The 15,609-nt window shown below is 55.4% G+C and carries 13 protein-coding genes; 3 read left to right on the top strand and 10 right to left on the bottom strand.

Annotated elements, in window-relative coordinates; genetic code table 11:
• Positions 1–12: 12 nt before the first annotated feature.
• The 8 genes from ETR37_RS19130 to ETR37_RS10030 all read right to left on the bottom strand — a co-directional run bounded on the left by ETR37_RS19130 (position 13) and on the right by ETR37_RS10030 (position 6,698).
• Positions 13–150, bottom strand: coding sequence for a hypothetical protein (locus ETR37_RS19130; protein ID WP_015375224.1), 138 nt, complete (start codon positions 148–150; stop codon positions 13–15).
• Between the two features lie 92 nt (positions 151–242).
• Positions 243–611, bottom strand: coding sequence for a VOC family protein (locus ETR37_RS10060; protein ID WP_015375225.1), 369 nt, complete (start codon positions 609–611; stop codon positions 243–245).
• Positions 608–1,390, bottom strand: coding sequence for a YhfC family intramembrane metalloprotease (locus ETR37_RS10055; protein WP_015375226.1), 783 nt, complete (start codon positions 1,388–1,390; stop codon positions 608–610). Before ETR37_RS10055 ends, ETR37_RS10060 begins: the two co-directional genes overlap by 4 nt.
• A 24-nt stretch (positions 1,391–1,414) precedes the next feature.
• Positions 1,415–2,062, bottom strand: a complete 648-nt coding sequence (locus ETR37_RS10050) for an SdpI family protein (RefSeq protein ID WP_015375227.1) — start codon at positions 2,060–2,062, stop codon at positions 1,415–1,417.
• The gene (locus ETR37_RS10045; RefSeq protein ID WP_015375228.1) at positions 2,049–2,333 is read right to left on the bottom strand and encodes an autorepressor SdpR family transcription factor; all 285 of its coding nucleotides are present in this window, start codon (positions 2,331–2,333) and stop codon (positions 2,049–2,051) included. The genes ETR37_RS10050 and ETR37_RS10045 overlap by 14 nt, the downstream gene beginning before the upstream one ends.
• Before the next feature lie 331 nt (positions 2,334–2,664).
• Positions 2,665–4,212, bottom strand: coding sequence for an acyl-CoA carboxylase subunit beta (locus tag ETR37_RS10040; protein WP_015375229.1), 1,548 nt, complete (start codon positions 4,210–4,212; stop codon positions 2,665–2,667).
• A 61-nt stretch (positions 4,213–4,273) separates the two neighbouring features.
• A complete protein-coding gene (locus ETR37_RS10035) occupies positions 4,274–5,929 on the bottom strand; it encodes a class I adenylate-forming enzyme family protein (protein WP_129447208.1) in 1,656 nt (551 codons plus the stop codon).
• Between the two features lie 253 nt (positions 5,930–6,182).
• The gene (locus tag ETR37_RS10030) at positions 6,183–6,698 is read right to left on the bottom strand and encodes a DoxX family protein (protein ID WP_015375231.1); all 516 of its coding nucleotides are present in this window, start codon (positions 6,696–6,698) and stop codon (positions 6,183–6,185) included.
• A 181-nt stretch (positions 6,699–6,879) separates the two neighbouring features.
• Here ETR37_RS10030 and ETR37_RS10025 point away from each other — a divergent pair, with 181 nt between their 5' ends.
• Positions 6,880–7,380: a diguanylate cyclase gene (locus ETR37_RS10025; protein ID WP_015375232.1), complete on the top strand. Its 501-nt coding sequence runs from the start codon at positions 6,880–6,882 to the stop codon at positions 7,378–7,380.
• Positions 7,381–7,452: 72 nt separating this feature from the next.
• Positions 7,453–8,898 (top strand): 4-hydroxyphenylacetate 3-monooxygenase, oxygenase component, encoded by a 1,446-nt coding sequence (gene hpaB, locus ETR37_RS10020; protein WP_033005087.1) that lies wholly within the window; start codon positions 7,453–7,455, stop codon positions 8,896–8,898.
• 56 nt (positions 8,899–8,954) lie between these two features.
• Here the strand turns inward: hpaB and ETR37_RS10015 are convergent, their stop codons facing one another.
• On the bottom strand, positions 8,955–10,391 hold the full coding sequence (locus ETR37_RS10015) for a sodium/proline symporter (protein WP_129447207.1): 1,437 nt from the start codon (positions 10,389–10,391) through the stop codon (positions 8,955–8,957).
• A 349-nt stretch (positions 10,392–10,740) separates the two neighbouring features.
• Between ETR37_RS10015 and ETR37_RS10010 the strand changes: the two genes are divergently transcribed.
• The gene (locus tag ETR37_RS10010) at positions 10,741–11,982 is read left to right on the top strand and encodes an aminopeptidase (protein ID WP_013144957.1); all 1,242 of its coding nucleotides are present in this window, start codon (positions 10,741–10,743) and stop codon (positions 11,980–11,982) included.
• A 103-nt stretch (positions 11,983–12,085) separates the two neighbouring features.
• Here ETR37_RS10010 and ETR37_RS10005 read toward each other — a convergent pair whose 3' ends face one another.
• Entirely contained in the window at positions 12,086–14,899 is a 2,814-nt protein-coding gene (locus tag ETR37_RS10005; protein ID WP_129447206.1) for a tetratricopeptide repeat protein, read from the bottom strand.
• Positions 14,900–15,609: the final 710 nt, after the last annotated feature.

The following is a 15,609-nucleotide window of genomic DNA, read 5'->3' as shown; positions in this document are numbered from 1 at the left end:
CCGCTTTTTGATTTAATCGGCCGTCAGCTCTTCCCGCTCTTTGTAGGCCTCTTGCACCGTTTGTTCCTTCATCGCTGTCCGGCCTGCCGTCCGTGTGTCGGCGGCGCGGGCCGGATGCCCGGCGCGTTGGTTGTCCGGTTTCCGTTTCATCGCCCTCCCCTCCTTCATCCCTAGCATGCCCCAAATGAGACGGGTTTACGATAGCGAAGGGGAAAGCGGCCCTTCTCGCCTCAAGCACGGTTTCACCTGATTTTTTCCAACAGCTCGATCCGATTGCGGAACGGATCGCGAAATGAAAAGCGCTTCACTCCTGGGATCGGTTTTTCGTCTTGCGTCGCGACGCCGTGCTCTTCCAAATAACGGCGCGCCGCTTCCACATCTTCCACTTCGAAAGCGGGGTGGCTTTTGCTGTTGTAGCCGTCGCGTTGTTCCGCCCCGATATGGAGCTCGATATCGCCGACTTTGTACCAAAGCCCACCGTTTCCTTTCAGCGATGCCGGCTTTTCGATTTCTTGAAAACCAAGCACACCGGTGTAAAAGGCGCGCGCTTCGTCTTCGGCGCCAAACGGAATGCAAATTTGCACATGGTCAAGCCGTTTGACACGAATCATCGGTTTTCCCCTCCCTGTTCGAATGCCGGTTGTATGCGGCGGATGAACGAAACAGCGGCGAGCACCCAAACAAGCAGCACCGCTTCGACCGCCCAAACGTTCGTGACCACTTTCGCTTGGTAAAGCGCCGGCATCACGTCCATCGCCGCATGGATCAAAATGGCGTACAGGACATAGCGGAATTGCTTCTCCCGCACCCCAAACAAAACGAGGAGCGACAGCGCCACGTGCACTGTAAGCGCAAACAGCCGTTCCAAGCCGCCTAACACGTACATCGCAAACGGCGTGTGCAACACTTGCTCCTTGATCAGCTCCGCCTGTCCTGCCGGAAGCGATGGGGCGATCGTTTTGTCGAATGATCCGGATTGAATCAAGCTCGCAAGCACGATGACATTGACCGCGCCAACCGCCCCGAGCAATACCGCTTCCGTCCCGCCGTGCCCAAGCCCGAATGATAAACCATCGCCATATCCGCGATGTTGCTTTAGCAGCCAACGGAACCCGACATAGCGGCCAAGTTCTTCAAACACGCCAGCGGCGAGCGCGGCGTACAGGACAAAGAGCCAAACGCTGTCTGTTCCTTTTAACGCTGGCCGGCCCGGTTCGAGCACAGCGATGTGCAGCGCTTTTTCCAATACTTGTGAGAAAACGAGAAACACAACAGCCCCGACGCCGAGCGCTTTCCATGAAAGCCATCCTTTTTTTCTCCCGTACCATGCGAGACCAACAGGAACAAGCAGTGAAATGGCAAGCTGCACCGCCGCACCGATCATTCCCACGTCCCTCTCCCCCCTGCCGCTTATTTATGAACGGTTGCGCTGTTCTTGCTGCTCATAAAGAAACGATTGAACGATGAGATACAAATTGCCGACAACGATGATGACGAGAAACAAAACAGCCCTCATCTCTCCGCGCCAAAACGCGGTGAGCATCGACAAAATCCCCATCGCGATAAACACCTTGCCGCCAAGGCGGTGCGTTTTGTTCCAAACGGCCTCGCTTTCCAACGTCCACGGCGTGCGGATGCCGATAAAATAATTCGGTTTGATTTTCGGCATGTAGTTTCCCAACACGATGAACAGCACTCCGACACCAATCGGCACAAGCCGTCCAACATCGACCGGAACTCCGAGATTGTACGCCAATGTTGCGATATGCAGGAGCAAGAAAAAGAAGGCGAGCGCCGCGTTGACAATGCGATAGCTTTTTTGAAAACGGCCGTAACTTTCTTTTTTCGGGTCAAACTTCGGCAACACTCCCATCAACATGATGAGAAGTGTCATCAATAAGGGGGGAAGGAAGGCACCCAACCATTTGTTGCTGAAGCCGTCGGCTTCACCCGCTGCGTTCCAGTGAATGGCCACTTGATCCGGCAAATAAGGAATGGCAGCCAGACTGATGACATAGGCGAAAACTGTAAGCATGATCGCAAGCCGATTACTCTTCCACATGTTTCTCTCCCCTTTCGACAAAATCGTAAAACCAGCGCAGCAAATCTTGAAACACCGTCGTGTTCAGAGAGTAGTAGATATGCTGTCCCTCACGCCGGTCTTGCACCAAATCAGCCTGTTTGAGAATTTTCAAGTGATGCGAGACGCTCGGTTTTTGCATATCAAAATGCGAAGCGATCTCCCCTGCTGTCAACTCCCCGTTCCGCAACAAGGATAAAATTTTCCGGCGCGTCGGGTCGGCGATCGCTTTAAACGCTTCGTTGAATGACAATGGCGATCCCACCCTGCAAACGAGTTTTCGTTGGATGAACCGCTGAGGGGCATCTTTCGTTTATCACAGCTTCGTACGCGGCACATGCAAACGATTTTTCATGCCGGTCTATAGTTAGACATTTAGGAAATTATCTAAATACGGACAAAAACATTCGATATTTAGACATCTTTCTAATTAAAGAATATTCCATTTCCATTGGATTGTCAATGTATTTTTCGACTTTTCACCTCTCACATGCGGCATCCGACCGCTGCCCCTCGATGAAAGAGAAACAGCCCAGCGCCACCCCCTCCGCCACTGGCGGAGGGGGATTCCCCATTAACTTCCATTAAACCCCCGTCGGCCAAGCGGCGAGCAGCCGCTCGCTTTTTTCGCGCTTCGATGTCAGCAAATATTCAAGTGTCTGGCAAAGGAATTTCCGCGTCTTTGCTGGATGGATGACGTCATCGATCAAATGTTTGCGCGCCGCTCCATACGGCGAGCTGTCAAACGACCACTGCTTGAGCAGCTCCTGACGCCGCTCGTGCGGGTGGTCGGCGCGTTCAAGTTCGCGGCCGTATACGACGTTGACGCCGACTTCCGGACCGGTGAAATTGATTTCCGCGCTCGGCCAAGCGACAACAACATCCGCTCCCATCCCCGGCCCGCACATATTGCCGTACGCCGCGCCGATGCTTTTGCGGATGACAACGGAGATTTTCGGGACAGTGGATAGCGCCAGCGCCTGATTCCACACCATGATTTTCGTCGCCATTTTCGCTTTTTCCGCCTCGACACTGATGCGAAACCCCGGTGTGTCATGCAAAAAGATGAGCGGAATATGGTATGAGTCGCACAAGCAAATGAATTCCGTCGCCTTTTGACATTCCTGCGGCCCGGGCGCCCCCGCATATTGGCTCGGCTGATTGGCGATGATGCCGACGACATGGCCGTTTAGATGCGCCAAAGCGGCGATCAGCGCTTTGCCGAATGATTTCTGATACTCAAAATAATCGCCGTCATCGACAAGACAGGCGATGATTCGCCGCATATCATAGACGCGGCTTCGTCTGTCCGGCAAAATCGAAAACACTTCCTCCACCATCCGGTATGGATCATCGTCCGTCTTCCGCAGCGGCGGCCGCTCGTTCGCGTTTTGCGGCATGTACGAAAAAAACCTTTTTAGTTGCCCAATGCATTCTGCCTCTGTCTTGCCATCGGCGTCAATCTGTCCGGTGTATTGATGGTGGATGTCGACGCCGCCGAGCTCTTCCGGCGCGACGCGCTGCCCGTTGGCCAACTCAAGCATGCGCGGTCCAGCGATCGCCATGCACGTCCCCTTCAGCTGCGTGACAAAGTCGCAGCTGACCGCCGTCCATGTCGGCCCGCCGTAGCTGTCCCCCAAAATTGCCGCCATCGTCGGCACTTGCCGGTGGTGGGTGAGCAGCTCGCGAGGAAACAATTTGTCGCTGATCCCGTCCGAGCCCATCCCATCCGGCATGCGCAACCCGCCGCCTTCATGGAGAAAAAACATCGGCAAGCCGTTTCTTACGGCCAGCGCATGCATTTGCCGCGACTTGCGCAAATGAACGCTCCCCTCCGTTCCCGCGAGCACCGTCTTATCCCCGGCGATGATGACCGCCGGGCGGCCGTCCACTTTGCCGATGCCGGCGACAAGTCCATCCCCGTACGTCGTTTCTTCCAAGCCGGGCTGATCGGATGTGTTCAGCTGTCCGAACTCGATAAAAGTTCCTGCATCCACAAGCAAGCTGATCCGCTCCCTGGCCGTCAGGAGCCCTTTTTCATGTTGCCTGGCGATTTTCTCTTCGCCGCCGCCCAACACGGCGCGCGCTTTTTTCGCCATCAGTTCGTCTGTTAATTGCCGCAAATTGTCCACCGTGATCCCCCCTTTTTTTCGGAAAAGGCGGGGCGGCCCGCGCCAAACTCCGCCGCTATATTTATTCTCTTGGAAGCAGCTTTCGCAATACTTTGCCTGACGGCGTCGCCGGCAATTCATCGATGAATTCGATATAACGCGGATACTTGAACGCCGCCATATGCGCTTTCGCCCATTCGATCAACTCAGACGGCGCCACCTTTCCTTTGCGCGAATCATGAAGCACGACAAACGCTTTCGGCACTTCCCCTTTCATCGGGTCAGGCACGCCGATGACCGCACATTGCTTGACGGCCGGATGTTCGTTCAACAGCGCCTCGACGTCTTCCGGAAAGACGCTGTAGCCGGACACTTTGATCATTTCTTTCAACCGCCCTTGGAAATACAAATAGCCGTCTTCATCAACATACCCGATATCGCCCGTGTACACCCACCCGTCTTTCAGCGTCTCGTTCGTCGCGTCATCGCGCCGGAAGTAGCCTTTAAAGACACCTGGATTTTTGACGACAATTTCCCCCGACTGCCCAGGCCCAAGCTCCCGTTTCGTTTCCGGGTCGATGATGCGAATGTCCGTCTCATATGTCGGGATGCCGCACGATCCAAATTTCACACGGTCATCCGGCATAAACGTGTCGCACGTATGCGTCTCGCTCAACCCGTAGGCGGCTTCGTACAACAGGCAGCCGCCGGTCGCTTCCGCCCACCGCTCGGCAAGGTCTTTCGTCACCGGCAGACCGAAGCTGGTGGCCAAATTGCGCTTTAAACTTGACACATCAGCCGAAGTCGTAGGCAGCACTTGCAATATAGCAGCGTTCATCGGCGCGATGCTGTACCAGGCGGTCACCTTGTACGTTTCGATGGCCTTGATCGTCGCCAACGGGTCAAAGCGGGTGAACAGCACGCACGGGTGGCCGGTATACACCGGGGTATTCAACCCCATCACCATCCCGGCAATATGGCAAAGCGGCGAATGGGCCATCAGCACTTCCGCTTTTTCCGTCAGCCGGTTCGCCTGCGCGGATGTAGCCGTCTTAAACAGCGCGTTGCCGTATGTCAGCATCGCTCCTTTCGGCCGTCCGGTCGTCCCTGAGGTAAAAATGATCAGCCCGACATCGTTCCATAAGTCAATAGGGGCGGCTTCATCAAACGGCAAATAAGCGGCGATGATGGCGGCGAACTCATCCACGCCTTCACACGCCTGCTTCGGTTGCAGCACCTCCTCGCAAAGTGGGATCTCTCCAGATGGATCAGGGTACTCGCCGTAATGGCACGATACGGTAAACGACAACGGCGCTGTTTGTTGTTCCGCTTGTCGAACGCGCGGCACTCCTTCCTCTCCGGCGATGATGCCGGCAAGCGGCACTTCAGCGAAAAAATAGGCGAGCTCGGATTCGCGGTACATCGGGTTGAGCGGGACGACAATGCCGCCGAGCTGCTGAACGGCAAAGTGAGCGATGATGTATTGCGGGCAGTTTTGCATGTACAAAGCGACATAGCTTCCTTTCCCCACCCCTTTTTCCCGCAAATAGCGGGCAAAACGGTGAACGTGATCGAGCAAGGTTCCCCACGTGATCACCTTGTTATAGAAAATGTACGCCGGCTCGTTTTCCTCGCGTTCGCCGCGATGGCGCAAATAGCCATAGAGCGGCTGTTCGCCGAGCTCATAGCGGAGTTCCTTCGGCAGCCCGCTCGGCCAGTATGGGCGTGTTTCATTCATTCGTTTCACCATCCCTTATAAAAAATACTGAACGGTTAGTATGTTACCTTGCAGAAAACGCTTTCAAATACTTGTTCATGTCTCCTGCTTCATCCATATGCATATCATTTCGCCGTCATTCGCCAAATTCCTTTCTCGAACAGCCAATCATTTTATCCGACGCGGCAAACGACCACCCCCTTCCACGTTGGAGAAGGAGCGGCCGTTCGGAAAAGGAGGAAAGCCCGGCGCAGCTTACGCGGCTTGATGGCGGTCATTGATGCGCCGTAGCCGGACGGTGTGGACGATGCGTTTTATTTATCCACCAATGGCGGAGATATGGCAACACCCAACGGTCCAAACCGCAGCGTCCCGCATTGGCCCCGGCGACGAGGAGAAAGACGGTAAGAAGCACCATTTGCGGGTTCGTGCTCGTCGTGCCTGAGAACATGAAGGCGAAGTTCATCACAGCTCCCATGAGGGCGGCAAACGTCGTAAACAATCCGAGAATGAGCGCGATCCCGACGAGAAATTCACCCCATGGCACAAGAACGTTGAACAATCCGACATTCGGCAACGCCACGTGTTCGATAAACGCCGCCCACCAGCTTTGCACGGCCGGATGTTCCCCAGCGGCTTTCGCCAACGCTCCTTTTAAAAATCCGGTGGCGTCAAACCCTTGCGTGATTTTCCCCCATCCCGCCATTACCCACTCATACCCTAAATACAACCGGAACACCATCATCAACCACGACGCTGTGACGTGCTCGCGCAACCATTTGACAACCATCGTATTTCTCCCCTTTCGTTTTAGAAAATGTTCTTTACACTTTTATCTTAATCGTTTTTTTCGTCTGGCGGAGCATATTTGCTCACCATTTCACAATATATTCAAAAAGTTATGGTGGAATTATGACTACGAGATCCATTCACAATATTAAGCATTAGGTCTTTATCCATAGGAAAACGGATTGACCGGCATCGCCAACCGCCGTTCATTCGATGAGCGCCTCGCCAGCGAGTGGGAACGCACAAAGCGGCAGAAAGCGCCGTTTGCCGTCATGATGGTCGACATCGATGCGTTCAAACGGTTCAACGACACGTACGGCCATCAATGCGGGGACGACTGTTTGCGCAAAGTCGCCTTGTCGCTTGAACAAACAGCCAAGCAATACGGCGGGACGGCAGCGCGCTATGGGGGTGAGGAATTTGCCGTCATTTTGCCGCACACTTCGCCGTCCGAAGCAGCGGCTGCCGCTGAGGCGGTGCGGGCAAACGTCGAACGGCTCGCCATTCCGCACGATTCCTCCCCTGCTGCTTGTGTTGTTACGGTCAGCGTCGGAGCCGCCGTCGCCGTCCCACAGCCAAATGAAGGCGCGGAGTCCCTTCTTTCCCTTGCCGATCAGGCGCTTTATCGGGCCAAGCAAAACGGGCGCAACCGGACGGAAGTAGCCTGTTTCGTCCGTGAATGAATCCCTCCCCTTTTTCCTAGGCGCGCATACAATGGTCATAAACGGCTTTTACGGAAAAAGGGGATGGAAACTATGGCCATTATTAACGGAACCCAATATATCGAGCGCATTGACCATCTTCGGTCCAATGTATGGATCAACGGCGAGCGGGTCGTGGGAAAGTTGTCGGAGCACCCGGCCTTCGCCGGCGCGATCCGAAGCCAGGCGCGTCTATACGATGCCCAGCACGACCCAACGAAGCAGCCGGTGCTGACATTCCACACATCAACGGGGGAACTGGCCGGCGCATCGTTTTTGCGGCCGATGACAAAAGAAGATCTCGAACACCGGCGCTTGGCGTTTCAGGAATGGGCACGCCTGACCGCCGGGATGATGGGGCGCTCTCCTGATTACATGAATACCGCGGTGATGGCACTTGCCTCTGCGGCTGACTTTTTTGGACAGCAGCACCCGTCCTATGCCGAGCATATCGAGCGTCTATATGAGCGGGCGGTCGCCAATGACTTGTCCTTTACCCATACGTTCGTCAATCCGCAAGTGAACCGCTCCCTCGGCTATATGGAAGAAGACGGCGGGCCGATCGCCGCCAAAGTCGTCCGTGAAACAGCGGACGGACTCCTCATCAAAGGCGCCCGCCTGCTCGCCACCCAAGGCGGCATGACCGATGAACTGCTCGTTTTGCCGGCCGGCGGGACGCTTCTTGGCGATGAATACATGTACGCCTTTTCCATCCCGAGCAATACGCCGGGGCTGAAGTTCGTTTGCCGGCCGCCGTTGGCTGCAGGAACTTCGTCGTTTGACGCCCCTCTTGGCTCGCGCTTTGATGAAATCGATGCCATGGTCGTATTCGATGAAGTGCTTGTGCCCTGGGACCGGGTATTTTTCTACAAAAACGCCTGGCTTGCCAAAGAACTGGATGAGGAAACCCACCTGTCCATTATGCTGCTGCATCAAGTGTTGGCGCGGCGCATTGTCAAAACCGAGTTTTTCCTTGGGGCGGTGGAACTGCTTAGCGAGGCGATCCAAATCGGCGGGTACCAGCATGTGCAGGAAAAAATCGGAGAAATCGCCGCTGCTTTGGAGGCGCTCAGGGGAATGCTCCTTGCCTCGGAACTCCATGCCAAACCAGACCGGCGCGGCACAATGGTGCCGGACGCCGCCCCGCTTTACGCTGCTGCCTTTTTATACCAGCGCCTGTATCCACGCTTTGCCGACATCATTCAGCTGCTTGGCGCCAGCGGGCTTGTCTGCCTGCCGACGGAAGCGGACTTTTCTTCCCCGCTCCGTCCAGATTTGGATCGGTACTTGCAAGCGGCGACGCTTCCCGCCGAACAACGGGTGCGGCTGTTCCGCTTCGCCTGGGATATGGCGATGAGCGCCTTCGGGACGCGGCAAACGCTGTATGAGCGGTTTTTCTTCGGCGATCCGGCTCGGTTTGCAACGACGTTCTACCACCGGTACGACCGAGAGGCATGCGCCGAGATCGTGCGTCAGTTTTTGGACAGCGAACAGCCATGACGGCGATGCCTCCCCCTGACGCGCGGGGGAGGCATCCGTATCAGCCGCGTGGCAGGCTACTTCGTCCGTTGCCGGTCAGGGAACAACAGGCTAAACAGCACCCCGGCCGCCAGCGCAATGGCAAATGTCGTAAACCGCGAGCTAACGATGGCCTCAAGCGGAGAAGAAATCCAAATGACCGTGCTGACAAAACCGGCCACAATCGTTGCGATGACGCCGACGCCGGAATACCGCTTCCAGAAGAAAGAGAGCAAAATCGCCGGCGACAACGTGCAGCCGATCCCTGCCCATGCCCAACTGACAATGAAATACACAAGCGACTCAGATGTCATCGCCAGCACCAAGCCAAGCAGCCCGGCGATGACCACCACCGCGCGGGAAAGCGCGACAAGCTGCCTTTCCGACAGGCGGAGGCGCAGCGAGCGGCGGACAATATCTTCGCTGATGGAGCTCGTGATCACCAGCAGCTGCGAATCGGCCGTTGTCACGATGGCGGCCAAAATACCCGACAAAAGCACTCCCGCGAGCCACGGCGGCAATAAATCGAGCGCCATGTGCGGCAACACCGTTTCAACATCGGCGAAAGATTGATTTTGATAAAGCGCGACCGCCGCCAGACCAATCAAAAAGGCGCCGCCATACGCCAACAGCGTCCAGATGATGGCGACCGTCTTCGCCGTTTTCGCTTCGCGGGCGTCTTTTAACGCCATGAAGCGGACGCTTAGTTGCGGCTGGCCGCCAAGGTAGCCGAAAAACCAGGCGAAATTGTTAAACAACAATAGCCCAAGCGCAACACCGGTCACTCCCCCCGTCCATGAGTCGAGGCCCGGTTTCGCGTGATGGAGCGCTTCACTGATCGACAACCCGCCGCTATAAATTTCCACGAGCGCCACAATGGGCAAAATGACGAGCGTGGCCAACATGAGCACACTTTGAATCATATCCGTCCAGACGACGCTGACAAATCCACCGGTGTACGACAAAATGATGACAATCGCCACACTGATGACCATCCCAAGCTTCGGGTCGATATGAAACACCGCAAACAGCGTCTTGCCCGCTCCCGCAATTTGCGCGCTGAAGTAAAACATCATAAAACTGAAAATAAGGACCGTCGAAAGCCACAAAATCGTCCGCCCGTGAGCGCCGAACCGCTTGGCCAAATAGCCCGGCAAGGTCAGCGCTCCGTACCGCTCCGCCTCTTGGCGGAAACGATCGGCTAAAAAGAGCCAGGCGCACACAATGCCGATGACAATACCGACAGCCACCCAAATGGCAGAAAGGCCGCTCGCAAACACGAATCCGGTGTAGCCAAGCAGCAGCCATGCCGATTCGCCTGTCGCCCGCTCGGAAAACGCGAGCGCCCAACCGGGAAGTTTTTTTCCACCAAGCAAAAAGTCGGAATGGCTCATCTCCTTTTTCCCATACCAATAGCCAAGCGCCGCCATCACAAGACAATACAGCACGAGTTCCGCCAAGATGATGCCATTCATCGCTGTTCCTCCCTGTTTGGTATGGTTTTGCACAGGCGCACACCTGATCTGTCAGTCCGTCCCTCTCTTTTTGCTCCGCCATCCCACCCCCTTTTCATAAAAATGGCACTATCATCAGGCTGCGACGATAGTGCCGGTGACAACGACAGTTGGTGGTCTTCACCATGGAACCTTCTTTACTCTTTACATATGTGTCAACCCATCCTATTATTCCAATATGAGGCGCGTCCTACATCGGAACGTTTCGCTCTCGTCCGGACAGCATCCACATGTAAAGCTCCCTAAGTTGCGAGGCGGTGGGAATTATAATAAAGTGGAGATGAGTCAGTCCAAAAAAGGAGTGAGGAAGATGAACCGTTGGGAGAAGGAATTGGACAAATACGCCGAACTGGCGGTGAAAGTCGGGGTGAACATTCAGCCCGGGCAGACGCTGTTCGTCAACGCCCCGCTCGAGGCGGCGCCGCTCGTCCGCAAAATCGCCAAAACGGCGTACGAAACCGGGGCAAAGCATGTGTATGTCGAGTGGAACGACGAGGCGCTTACATACATTAAATTTCACCACGCCCCAGAGGAAGCGTTTTCCGAATATCCGATGTGGCGGGCAAGAGCGATGGAAGAACTCGCCGAACAAGGCGCTGCCTTTTTATCCATTTACGCCCCGAATCCGGACTTGTTAAAAGACGTCGATCCAAAGCGGATCGCGACCGCCAATAAAACAGCGGCGCAAGCGCTCGCCAACTATCGGAGCGCCATTATGGCCGACCGGAACTGCTGGTCGCTCATTTCCGTCCCCACACCGGCGTGGGCGCAAAAAGTATTTGGCGATCTGCGCGATGAAGAAGCCATCGACAAATTATGGGAAGCGATTTTCCGCATCACCCGCATCGATCATGACGATCCGATCGCTGCCTGGCGCGAACATAACGACCGGCTCGCCCGCATCGTCGATTACTTAAACAACAAGCAATACAAACAACTCGTTTACGAAGCGCCCGGCACCAATCTCACAGTCGAGCTCGTCGACGGGCACGTCTGGCACGGCGGCGCGGCGACGAGTCAAAGCGGCGTGCGCTTCAATCCCAACATCCCGACCGAAGAAGTGTTTACCATGCCGCATAAAGACGGCGTCAACGGCACGGTGCGCAACACGAAGCCGCTCAATTACAACGGCAACGTGATCGATGGGTTTACGCTCACGTTCAAAGACGGTCAAGTCGTCGACTTCAGCGCCGAACAAGGATATGAGACGCTTAAGCACTTGCTTGACACCGATGACGGCGCGCGCCGCCTCGGGGAAGTCGCCCTCGTGCCGCACCAATCGCCGGTGTCGCTGTCCAATCTCATTTTTTACAACACGCTGTTTGATGAAAACGCCGCTTGCCATTTGGCGCTCGGCAAGGCGTATCCGACCAATATCAAGAGCGGCGCTTCATTGTCCAAAGACGAACTCGACCGCCGCGGCGTCAACGACAGCCTCGTCCACGTCGACTTTATGATCGGCTCAGCTGATCTGAACATTGACGGCGTGACGAAAGACGGGAAGCGCGAGCCGATTTTCCGCAGCGGCAACTGGGCATTCGAACTGGCGTAATCGGTTTCACCAGCTCTAAACAATAAGGCTGCGCCAAACGAGCGGCCAGACCCGACCGTTGGCGCAGCCTTATTCCGTTCAAGCACGGTTTTGCACGGAACCATTAGACCGAACTGATTGGTTTGTTTTCGTCCTGCAGCAATTGCACAGCGGCAGATGCCGCCTGCGCCAGCTGCTCGCATTGCCGCAAACGAATGCCAAAGAGCACGAGCGGGTCGCGGTACGCCTCAGGGTTTTTGCGCATATGTTTGAGCTCGCCTTCCTGGGCAGCGATCTCCAGCTCCAGCCGTTTCAACGTTTCATCGAGCGCCGTCAATGGCGCATGGAAAAATTGAGTGACATCACGCTCAAGCGATTTGGCAAACCATTCAAACGGCAGCAGCAACTGCTGGATGATCGCCTCCACCGCCTCAGCGTAATCTTGCGTCTGAATCAACTGCTTATACTTTTGCGCCAGCATCGCCTTGTTTTGCGCAAAGGCACCGAGCAGTTTGCCCGCCCCTTTCAACAGCAGCTGGCTTGGCGTTCTCCGCAAGAAAACGTTCACCTTGCCCACTTGCACCCCGTTGATCAACCGATCCGTATCGCGCCGCCAATCGGCGAGAATGCGAAAATCGCATTCGAGCTTGAGCCGTTCCTGGCCGAACATGGCGTTAAACCCTTCGCCCATTTCATGCAAAAACACCTGGCATTCGTTGAATTCGTCTTCCGTCGCTGCAATCCACTGTTCCATGGCGCGGCGCAGCTTTGGCAGCGCCTCTTCATCAAGGTAAGCGCGAAGCCGTTCGTTCGCTTTGTCGTTCAATTCAAGATGCAAGCGGGAAAAATCGCTTTCTTCGCTCACAAGATCCGCCATGCTGCGCAACAGATCGGGAATCGCCGTCAACAGCTCGCCCCGCATTTCCGCCAAGACGGTGTGGAACGACTTTGCCGTTTTGGCCGTTTTCTCCTCTTGCAGGTCGCCAAGCTGATGAATGGCGCCGCTCAGTTTGGCCGCCATTTCTTTTTTCCATACGACCAGCTCCGCCAGTCGGCTTTCCGCCTCGGCCCGCTGCCGGAACAAATGAGCGATGAACTGGCGGATCGTCGTTAAAATCGCTTCCTCGCGGCGGACAGGGGACACGCATCGGCGCATCTCCTCAAGCCAGCCGACGAGGGCTTGCTGCTGCTTGCGGCTTGGCGCATGCGGCGAATAGACCATGACATTGGCTTCCGGAACGATCGTACGAACGTGCGCTTCCACTTCCTCAACGATTCTCGCCGTCTCCTCTTCATCCACCATCCCGTCGCCCGGAGGAAGCAAAACGCACATCGGCGCAGACGGCGCCCGCTCGCGAAGTTGCAGCATCAACTGTTCATCGGCGCTAGAAAACGGATCCTCGCCGTTGAGAAGAAAAAGAATGCTGTCAGCAAGCGAAAACGACACAAGCGCTTCATGGTCGGATGAAGCGCGCCCGCCGAGCGGGCCGATATCCAACAAGACAATCCCTTGCGGCACGAGTGAAAACGGCGCCGTGCATTCAATGACAGCGTCATCGGAGAATCGGCTTCCGCGGCCGCCCGTTGCTTGTTGAAATTCGTCAATGCTCGAGAAAACGGTAAACTGATCATCGCTGATTTTCGCCACTTCCAGCTCCCCGCCGTTTCTCCATGCCAGCACCGGCGCAGATGGCGCCGCCAACGCTGCCTCGCCGACCAACGTCCGCAAAAACGCCAGCCGCTCATGGCGCGACGCCCCAGCGACCAAAACGAAATGCGTCCGCGAATCGGACAGTTGCCGCACGAACCAGCGGAAGCGGAAATGCGAGCCCGCCCGCTGCTCTTCCGCCCAATCGGCAATTTCTTCAAATAGCGACACACCCGCTTCCCCAGCTTGCCGTTTCGCATGGACGAGCCGCTTAGCGGCGTCGTTGACCATCTCTTCTTCAAACGCCTCAGGAAATTTCTCGCTCCACGCCAACAAGGCAGCCGCGGCCACCGCTGTCTCCGGACCGTCGGCTAAACTCACCCAGCTTTTGACAAGCGGTGGCACCACTTCCACCAACTCTTTCAATCGGTACGGCCCTTTCATCAATCCTGCATAGGCTTCCCCTAAAAGGCCGGGAATTCGCTTCCAGTCGTAGTCGCGGCCGATCGACAACTCATCATAGAGGCGGTTCCACTCTGCGAGCCACGAAAAATAGAGGTCACCATCCCGATAACCGTTCCATAGCGCCTGCACAAGCCGTTCAAACTTCACCCGATCCGTTTCGTACAACAGCGCCAGGCAGCGTGAAAACCGCGCAGGCGCCATCACTCTCGCATGTCCTTGTTCCACATAACCGGTCAAGATGTCCGCCCAGCGGCGCGCCGACGTCCGCACCGCCTCTCCTAAAGCAAGCTCGAGGGCGCTTTCCCAATCACCTTGCTCCTCGAAAAAGGCGCGCGCCCATTCGGTCATGTTCGGATAATCCGGATACAACGTCACGCCGCGCTTAATCATATCATCCGCTTTCGCGTTTTCCCCCAACTCACGGTAGAGCGAAAACAGGCGCAAAATGATTTCCGCATGCAACGTTTCGCTTTCCGTCTCAATCGAACGGTACAGCTCCTCGGCCAGCTCGAGCCGTCCAAGCTCATAGTAGCTGTCGGCGATATTTTTTTGCGCCCACGGGCGCAAATCGTCGTGATGGACTTGTTCCCATTTAAAAATGGCCGCTTCATAGTCGCGGCGGTGGAAATACACTTCCCCTTGGGCAAAGCGAATCGACGACAAATCCGCGCCATCCCGATGCGCCGTGAAAAACATATCGCCAAGCGCGCTGACAACGTCGCGTTCCCCCGCCTCGACGAGCGTCTCGTAAAATGTTTTATGAACAAGTTGCTGTTCAAACCCCATGTCGATCACCTGACTCGTATATTTGCCATGCATGTTCATTGTATGGCACGTTTTCGAATTTTATTTCTATCCTATACATTTTAACAAACTTTCGCCGAAAGGAACGTTTCAATTTGTTTTCATTTGCGAGACAAAACACAGCTGTTCCATTAACGAGAAAATGCTTCTGCGATCGCAGTAAGCGTGCGATGCCAAAAGAGAGAAAGGTCGGCAAGCCCGGCCCAGACAAATAGAGGTTCTATTGCGTACGGAAGAAAAAAATCTCCCATCACAATTCAGCTAAACCGCGATAGGAGATTGATTTCCGTGCGATTTCGCCGTATATGTTTAATCAAAAAACGAAAGTCTCCTATCACAGCGCCCTCTGATCCGGCGCTCGCAATAGGAGACTTTTTTTCACGCTACTTCGTGCGTTCCTTCCGTATGTAAATGGCGTCCCAGGAGAGACTCGAACTCCCGACCGACGGCTTAGGGCCGATGCCCCTTCCTCTACAAGCTTACTCGAAGAAGATGGATGCGTCGGGGCAACTCGGAGCCATTTCGAAGATGACTTTGCTCGTTGCTCTATCCTACTGAGCTGCTGGGACATCATCGACAGAACACGCCAATATTCCCACTGTCGGCTCTTATAACCAAATAAAAAATTCCCCTCTCGCACATGGAATCAATCTTCTTCCCTGGCGATCGGAGAACTTCGTTCCAGCGCCTTTTGCGCGTTCTTTTCGTATGGAAATGGCGTCCCAGGAGAG

The sequence above is a fragment of the Geobacillus sp. PK12 genome, assembly GCF_004123125.1.
Lineage (GTDB): Bacteria > Bacillota > Bacilli > Bacillales > Anoxybacillaceae > Geobacillus > Geobacillus zalihae.
Note: the sequence above shows the minus strand (reverse complement) of the source record. Positions and strands in the feature narration are given on the sequence as shown.